This is a genomic window from Acinetobacter rongchengensis (assembly GCF_003611475.1).
Classification (GTDB): Bacteria; Pseudomonadota; Gammaproteobacteria; order Pseudomonadales; family Moraxellaceae; genus Acinetobacter; species Acinetobacter rongchengensis.
In genome coordinates, this window is sequence record NZ_RAXT01000091.1 from 1 (window position 1) to 6,354 (window position 6,354).

A 6,354-nucleotide genomic window follows, 5' to 3' on the forward strand; every position below is an offset into this window, starting at 1 on the left:
AGAGTAAAGTACTCTCGTACAATAACTATTGTAATGCTACTAATTAAGTTGCTTAAATCTAAATAATTAAACATAGCTGCAAACATGAATCTCAATTTTTTATTCGGCTTTATCATAATTATTGTTGGCGGTGGTGCAGCAATAGTTGCGCTTCGTTCAATGTTAGAAAATGAAATTTTTATGAAGGATAGTATATGGCTATGAATAATTCTAAATTCGATAAATACTTATTGCGCTCATTTTTAAAAAATACTGGACTTGCAATAATTTCAATTAGTGCAATAGCATTGGTTATATTTGCATGTTATGTGGTTTATATAGGAATAGGAAAAGCATCAACTTATGTATTCAATAACTTTGTACTAACTCTAAAAACTATTGGCTATATCGTATTATTTTTAATCGCTTTAAATTTAGTTATCTGTTTTATTGAAAATGTTATCAAAGAAGCCAATCAAAAAAGGAGTGAAGATAGTTCAGAAGATAATGTATGAGGGTAATAAAAAGTATCATACTGGCTTACTCTCAACACTTTGATTTTTTGGTCTTTATCTCCATCAAGTGTATTTTCTAAAATATAGTATGAATCTTTTACCCTCATACACTAAGGGGTTAAGAAAGGTTTCGGCAAGAAACGCCCCTCAACAAAACACCTACGATAAAAAAGTTTTAGTGATCGTGGTGATCTGTATCAATTACGTCATTATTGTTTGCATTAAACTTAGCCTGCTCTTTATAAAAATTATAGTCGGCATTGTCGTATACAAGCTCTTTTGGGTAAGGGATACCCATTTCATCAAGCTTTAAAGCGTAATAATGCGGTATTGGCTTGGTTGGATTGAAGTATGGTTCAGGGTAGTACTGAGTAACGACTTTAGCGGAGTAGGAATTAACGAGTTGATCTACATCGCTTTCTATTGTTTTTTGTTGGTCATTGTAATAAGAGTCAACAAGCTCTTTGTCTGAGTGGCTTGCTGCACAACCTGAAAATATTAAAGGTATTAAAATAGCGATAATTCTATAATGTTTCATTTTAAATAGGCCCAGGTGTAGTGTATATTTAATGGAACGTTAAAATACTTTTGATTATACATGACTTTTAAAGATGCTGTAACACCACCTTTTAGCAGAGGAAAAAGAGAACATAAGTTCTTGGCTAAAATGTTAAAATCTGAAAAAGATAAGATTAAGCTTTATACCAAAAGTTTAAGAAAAATTACTTTTAATGAGCTTTTAATTAGAGCAACTTTAATTTTAGTTGTGGTTTTTGCGTTAAGTTTTTGTATCTTTGGCGTATACCTATCTTTGAACGGTTTATTCTCAAAAGATGTGCATTTAGGAATGATTGGCATTATAGGTGATAGTAGTAGAATAATATTATGTACCATCTCAGCTATATTGTGCGCGGTTACAGCTTTCAAACTGTTTAAGAAAGCAAAAATTGACTGGAAAGAACATCAGTCATCAAAACGATATGCCAAAGCAATAACGAAAGAGTACCAGTCATTAAATAATTTGATTTTGGAACAGATTAAACAAGATAAAACAGGCAGTTATTGGCTGAACAGCAAAGAGATCCTGAGCATAACAGAGCAATACGAAGATAACATAAATGAAAACACAAAAGATTATCTGGTAAGTTTTACGCAAGATACGACTAAAAAGTATGTTAGGTTTTACATATATAATAATTCGCATATCTCTAATGGGTATACCAATGTTTTACATATACACTCGACTACTTTAACAATTTATTCACACTGTCTAAGTTATTCGGATTCGTTGAGTGTTAAAGACCTTTTAGATATTTCTGTTAAAAGTATTTGCATAAATTATTAGTTTTACTATAATACTTTTAAGAACAAAATTTAAATGTTTCTTACGACATTAAAAGAATGGGAGGCTTATAGCTTCCCATTTTTCTTTTTAAAATAACTATTATTTTTCTAAAACATCATTTGCATTTTTCTCAAAACCCTTAACTTCTGCTAAAAGTTCTTCATTTTGGGCCATTGTGTCAGTAAAGGTCTGTTTCGAGAATTTAATGAATTCCAATGCATCATTGATCGATTGCTCTTTGCTTGGCTTCACGTACTTCGGGAGCTTATTGAATTCAGTATCCACATTTCTTTTGATCGCAGAAAAGTCTTTATCAAGCGACTCGAATGCTGCACTGGTTGACTCAAGCTGTATACGTTCAGAAACTCTATGGTCGATGTTTTGGAACACCAGGAACACACATACAAAAACTAAACTAGCAATTAAACTATTTTTTAGAACAACTGTATCCATTTTAAAACCCTTTAACATTTCTTTGATATTTTTAGTATAATCACTTTAATGTCTTTAAAATTTTTTTAAAAAATATGTCTAAAGCCTCCAACGTTGAGCTCTTAAACTTTTATAGTCTTGTTAAAGTACCTTTTAAATATGCTCACAAAGAGGTGTTGTTCTCCATTTCTATTTTATATTTTAACGGTAAAACTAAATCATACGTTCATTATCACAAATTTGAAGATGAAGAATTGCAGACTGTTCTAGGGTATGTGGTTTCGGAGAGTCTGGCGTGGACCTTTGGATCTTTGAAAACTGATAAATTCACTGTTAATCAGAATTTTATTTTCAATACTGTGCAAGAAGTGGAAAAAAGCCTTAAAGAACAAATAAATGCTTTATATAAAAGCACGGGTATAAATGCTAAGTTTTCCATGCAATATGCCTTAAAGGATAAGCCATCTGCAGAAAACAACGACTTATTAGAGAAGATATTTGCGATTGATAAAATGCTACCATTTGCTTTTACATTTAATAATAACGGCGGTTATGAAGTTGCATTAAAAGAATGTTCGTTAAAACTAATTAATGATATTGGGTTTTTCGCTTAAAAGTCCTTAAACTATTAAATACCACTTCATTAATACTTATTTTTAATTATAATGTGGGGTATTAGTAGTTTTAAGTTAGGTCATTAATTAGTGAATAAGAAAACCCTTACCATAGCGATATTGTCAGTTTTGCTATTTGGTTGTGATAAGTTAAAGCCTTCAAATACTGATACTGCATCTCAAGAAGAACAAATAGATCCCATTGAAAAGAAAGTTGAGGAACAAGTTCGCAAATATGATGAACGTGTTACCACTTACAATCCATCTAACTACAAATTACCTCAATCAAGCCTTTCTACCACCAGCCACAAAGTAGCGTGTAATTTTGGTGTAGGGGGAGATCTACCAGCTTTGGCATCAAATGGCATGTTCTCACAGCCGTTATATCGTATTGAAGCTGAGCAGATCATGGATAAAGTTCAGGGCGATGTGATGTATGCCCCTTATTCAATCGCGACATCTGTTGAGGGTGATGTTTTATATGAATCTGAAATTGATAGCTTTGATCGACAGTTAAATACATTACGAAGTTATCAAATTAAATCATCTGAACAAAATATCATTTCGTCATCTGGCTTTTACACCAATTCAAACAAAGCTGTTCGTATGGCACCTATCCGCAGTTACCCGGTTGCTTATGTGAAGCGCTTGGACGGCGATATTGTTTCTACATCTATGTTTAATGATGCATGCGACAAAGAAGTAGGTGTACGTAACTACAAATGGCGCGAAATTGATGTGTCGGGCAAACCATATGCAAGTTTAGCATCCACTGTATCTGAGCAAATTGTTCGGGTGAATCAGTTTGGCATGTTCACCAGTGCATCAAATTTTTACAGCTACTTCAGTAGTGAGTTTGGCAACTTCTTGGATGCAAATAACAAGTTTAGATCCGCATTGGAGAAATCAGGACGTTTCCCTAAAGGTTCAAAAATCTACGTTCCATCTGAGATTAAAACGACTGATGAAACACTGGTGATTACGAAGAACCCTGAGCTTGAAATTACAGACTTCCAAAAAGACAAGGTTTTAGAGGCATACAACAAAGAGGCCAAAATACGGAATCTTGGCCAGATCGTATTCAAGGTCTACAACCTCAAAAACAATACTGTTTTCTATACACCATGGAATGAAACCAAGCACCGTGAAGCGGTCGAGTTTGAACCTATTGTTGTTATCGATGGCAAGGCTTATTCAGCAGTTTGGCATGTTCCTAATACTTTGACATTCAATGATTCGACCAGTGCTGGAAACTTAACGTATTACAACGCTACGGCGCATAACGCATTCGTCAATGCTGTTAAAGGTATATACCAAGGTCAGCAAAGCATGGTTGGTACAGAGCACGAAGATGATACCGAATATTCAATGAAGACTGCAGTTGAATACCAGAAAGCCCAGGCAGAGAAATAATATGGAATTAAGCACTATTGAAAAGAATACCGAAGCTCAAGACATTCAATCTGATGCGTATGACCAGCGTGTACATTCAGTATTGATAGTACCTGAACATGCCCTAAAAAAAATTGAGTCGATGATTTTGGCTACTGGTCATGTACAAAGTGACAGTACCAATCTTTTAGAAGTTTTAAGGCCAATGCCTGAAGAATTCAGAAAAGACGTTGATAACACCGAATTTACAGAAAAAGAAAACGGCGACATCGGTGATGCAGCCGTGGTCATTGTTGATGGTTTGATTCACGACACAAAACGCGGTGTTTGGATCTCTCAAAATTGGGGTTGTGGTAGTCCTAAATTCACCAAGCTTATTCAGGCTGGAGCTGAGCCACCAATTGAACTGATTGCCAAAAATAAGGGGGATAAGTTTAGTGCGACTTTAACGCACGAATTTCAAAAAGCGTATGAGCGAATGGGTTATACCCAAAAACAGGTCGGTTATATACACATCCTATCAAATGGTACACCAACGACTTTCTTTAACTACCTGAGTGACGAATTGCTGTGCAAACTGGAATTCATATCAGTAGACAACAACCGTTTAAACGCCTCACAAACTAACTTTTATAGTGCCGTAGAGCGAGGATCTGTTTCAGATTGGGGAGTGAGCTATCACAGAAAACCTTTTAACTTAGAAAATTACCCGATCAATTCTCTATTGGTGTCGGGATTAACAATAACTTTTATTTTGTACCTGATTTACAGCTATCTCTTTGGAGCTTAATACCAAATGAAATATTTAAACAGAACATCTCAAGATCGCGAAAAACATCATTACTTTAATCAACAACAGGGCGACAATAGAAAACAGCACAATCCGAACCATCGTCACCACTCTATTAGCTTAAATGATGTATTTCGGTCGTTATTAGCCCTTACTCAACTAGACAAAGACATCCCGACATTGATCAAGCTTTTTGAAGAACAAGGGCTTGAAATATGCGAAACGCGTGTACGCACTTGGTCAACACCCGTGCATATCAACAATAGACCAATACCACACATTATTTTTGTTGGTTTTATGAATTTACTTGAGTGCATCAATGCTGAAGCAAAACTCAAAGATATTAATCTGTTTGATCTGTCAGAAATCTTGGACGATATACGCAACTAACAATTATGTGGTTTAGCTATGACTGAAGAAATAAATAGTAATGAAAAAAAAGATGGTCCTATTACGGATGTAGGTAAAAAGTTTGCTGGTGCACGTAAAGACAACCCATCACCAGACTTCTCAGGCAACATGAATGGAATTAAGTCTGACAGCCTAGTGACTAAAAAGGAATATTGGCAAAAGCCTGATTTTAGAGCTGATGCCCAATCTGGCCATAAACCTGTAAAACATGCACTATTATTTTCTTTGGTCTATGCAAACTTAACCAACAAGCCTTTAGGGGGCGGTTGGTTTAGCATAGGTCAAAAGCAATGGGATGATGCCTACATTGCTACGCTACACTTCTTAAAAAACAAATATGAAAGCTCACACTACGAACGTTTAGAACAACTGACAGACGACTTTAATGCGTACATGACCGTTAAGTTTGGTGCTGGACGAAGTGAAAAAGATATTTTAGAACGCTACTCAGCTGGACGACATACCAATCGCAGAGTTAAACACCCACTATCATTTAGTTCAGACACACGTTTACGCTTAAAAAACTTAATCCCTTTAGGATGGCCAGACGATCGTGTACTTGATACGGATAATTATGGTGCCAAAAAATTATTAAACACTGAGACTGGTCAACATAAGTGGTATGCCGTTAAATCCATTTCAGCAAAGCGGTTTCAAACACTAGATGATTGGACGGAATACGACACATTCAATGCAGCACTAGAAAAAGTAAAAACATTTTTTCAGCCAATTTTAGATGAACGAGTCATAGAACCCAAAAAAGGACGCGCAAAACCACCCAAAAGACCGCGCTACGACAGAGTTGAAGTGCGCGAGGGTAAGGACCATCGAAAGGGTGAAAACATCGATAGCCAGTTGCTTATGGACTATTTCAAA

The 6,354-nt window shown here is 35.4% G+C and carries 8 protein-coding genes and 1 pseudogene; 7 read left to right on the top strand and 2 right to left on the bottom strand.

The window, feature by feature from the left end:
- The first annotated feature begins 194 nt into the window (after positions 1–194).
- The gene (locus D7V20_RS18180) at positions 195–494 is read left to right on the top strand and encodes a hypothetical protein (RefSeq protein WP_005005752.1); all 300 of its coding nucleotides are present in this window, start codon (positions 195–197) and stop codon (positions 492–494) included.
- Between the two features lie 175 nt (positions 495–669).
- Here D7V20_RS18180 and D7V20_RS18185 read toward each other — a convergent pair whose 3' ends face one another.
- Positions 670–1,032, bottom strand: coding sequence for a hypothetical protein (locus D7V20_RS18185; protein ID WP_005005750.1), 363 nt, complete (start codon positions 1,030–1,032; stop codon positions 670–672).
- A gap of 60 nt (positions 1,033–1,092) precedes the next feature.
- On the opposite strand from D7V20_RS18185, the gene D7V20_RS18190 reads away from it, so the two are divergent.
- Positions 1,093–1,839: a hypothetical protein gene (locus tag D7V20_RS18190; protein WP_005005749.1), complete on the top strand. Its 747-nt coding sequence runs from the start codon at positions 1,093–1,095 to the stop codon at positions 1,837–1,839.
- Between the two features lie 99 nt (positions 1,840–1,938).
- Here the strand turns inward: D7V20_RS18190 and D7V20_RS18195 are convergent, their stop codons facing one another.
- Positions 1,939–2,292, bottom strand: a complete 354-nt coding sequence (locus D7V20_RS18195) for a hypothetical protein (RefSeq protein WP_087528852.1) — start codon at positions 2,290–2,292, stop codon at positions 1,939–1,941.
- Positions 2,293–2,366: 74 nt separating this feature from the next.
- On the opposite strand from D7V20_RS18195, the gene D7V20_RS18200 reads away from it, so the two are divergent.
- The 5 genes and pseudogenes from D7V20_RS18200 to D7V20_RS18220 all read left to right on the top strand — a co-directional run.
- Positions 2,367–2,885 (top strand): hypothetical protein, encoded by a 519-nt coding sequence (locus tag D7V20_RS18200; RefSeq protein WP_005005747.1) that lies wholly within the window; start codon positions 2,367–2,369, stop codon positions 2,883–2,885.
- Positions 2,886–2,975: 90 nt separating this feature from the next.
- A complete protein-coding gene (locus D7V20_RS18205) occupies positions 2,976–4,298 on the top strand; it encodes a hypothetical protein (RefSeq protein ID WP_005005746.1) in 1,323 nt (440 codons plus the stop codon).
- Between the two features lies 1 nt (position 4,299).
- On the top strand, positions 4,300–5,067 hold the full coding sequence (locus D7V20_RS18210) for a hypothetical protein (protein ID WP_005005745.1): 768 nt from the start codon (positions 4,300–4,302) through the stop codon (positions 5,065–5,067).
- Between the two features lie 6 nt (positions 5,068–5,073).
- Positions 5,074–5,457 (top strand): hypothetical protein, encoded by a 384-nt coding sequence (locus D7V20_RS18215; RefSeq protein WP_005005744.1) that lies wholly within the window; start codon positions 5,074–5,076, stop codon positions 5,455–5,457.
- 18 nt (positions 5,458–5,475) lie between these two features.
- Positions 5,476–6,354: pseudogene (locus D7V20_RS18220) on the top strand (LPD1 domain-containing protein); the annotation flags it as partial.

Excerpts from the sequence above, each read along its gene's own strand:
- D7V20_RS18180 (WP_005005752.1), top strand. The coding sequence starts at position 195 with ATGGCTATGAATAATTCTAAATTCGATAAATACTTATTGCGCTCATTT.
- D7V20_RS18185 (WP_005005750.1), bottom strand. The coding sequence starts at position 1,032 with ATGAAACATTATAGAATTATCGCTATTTTAATACCTTTAATATTTTCA.
- D7V20_RS18190 (WP_005005749.1), top strand. The coding sequence starts at position 1,093 with ATGACTTTTAAAGATGCTGTAACACCACCTTTTAGCAGAGGAAAAAGA.
- D7V20_RS18195 (WP_087528852.1), bottom strand. The coding sequence starts at position 2,292 with ATGGATACAGTTGTTCTAAAAAATAGTTTAATTGCTAGTTTAGTTTTT.
- D7V20_RS18200 (WP_005005747.1), top strand. The coding sequence starts at position 2,367 with ATGTCTAAAGCCTCCAACGTTGAGCTCTTAAACTTTTATAGTCTTGTT.
- D7V20_RS18210 (WP_005005745.1), top strand. The coding sequence starts at position 4,300 with ATGGAATTAAGCACTATTGAAAAGAATACCGAAGCTCAAGACATTCAA.
- D7V20_RS18215 (WP_005005744.1), top strand. The coding sequence starts at position 5,074 with ATGAAATATTTAAACAGAACATCTCAAGATCGCGAAAAACATCATTAC.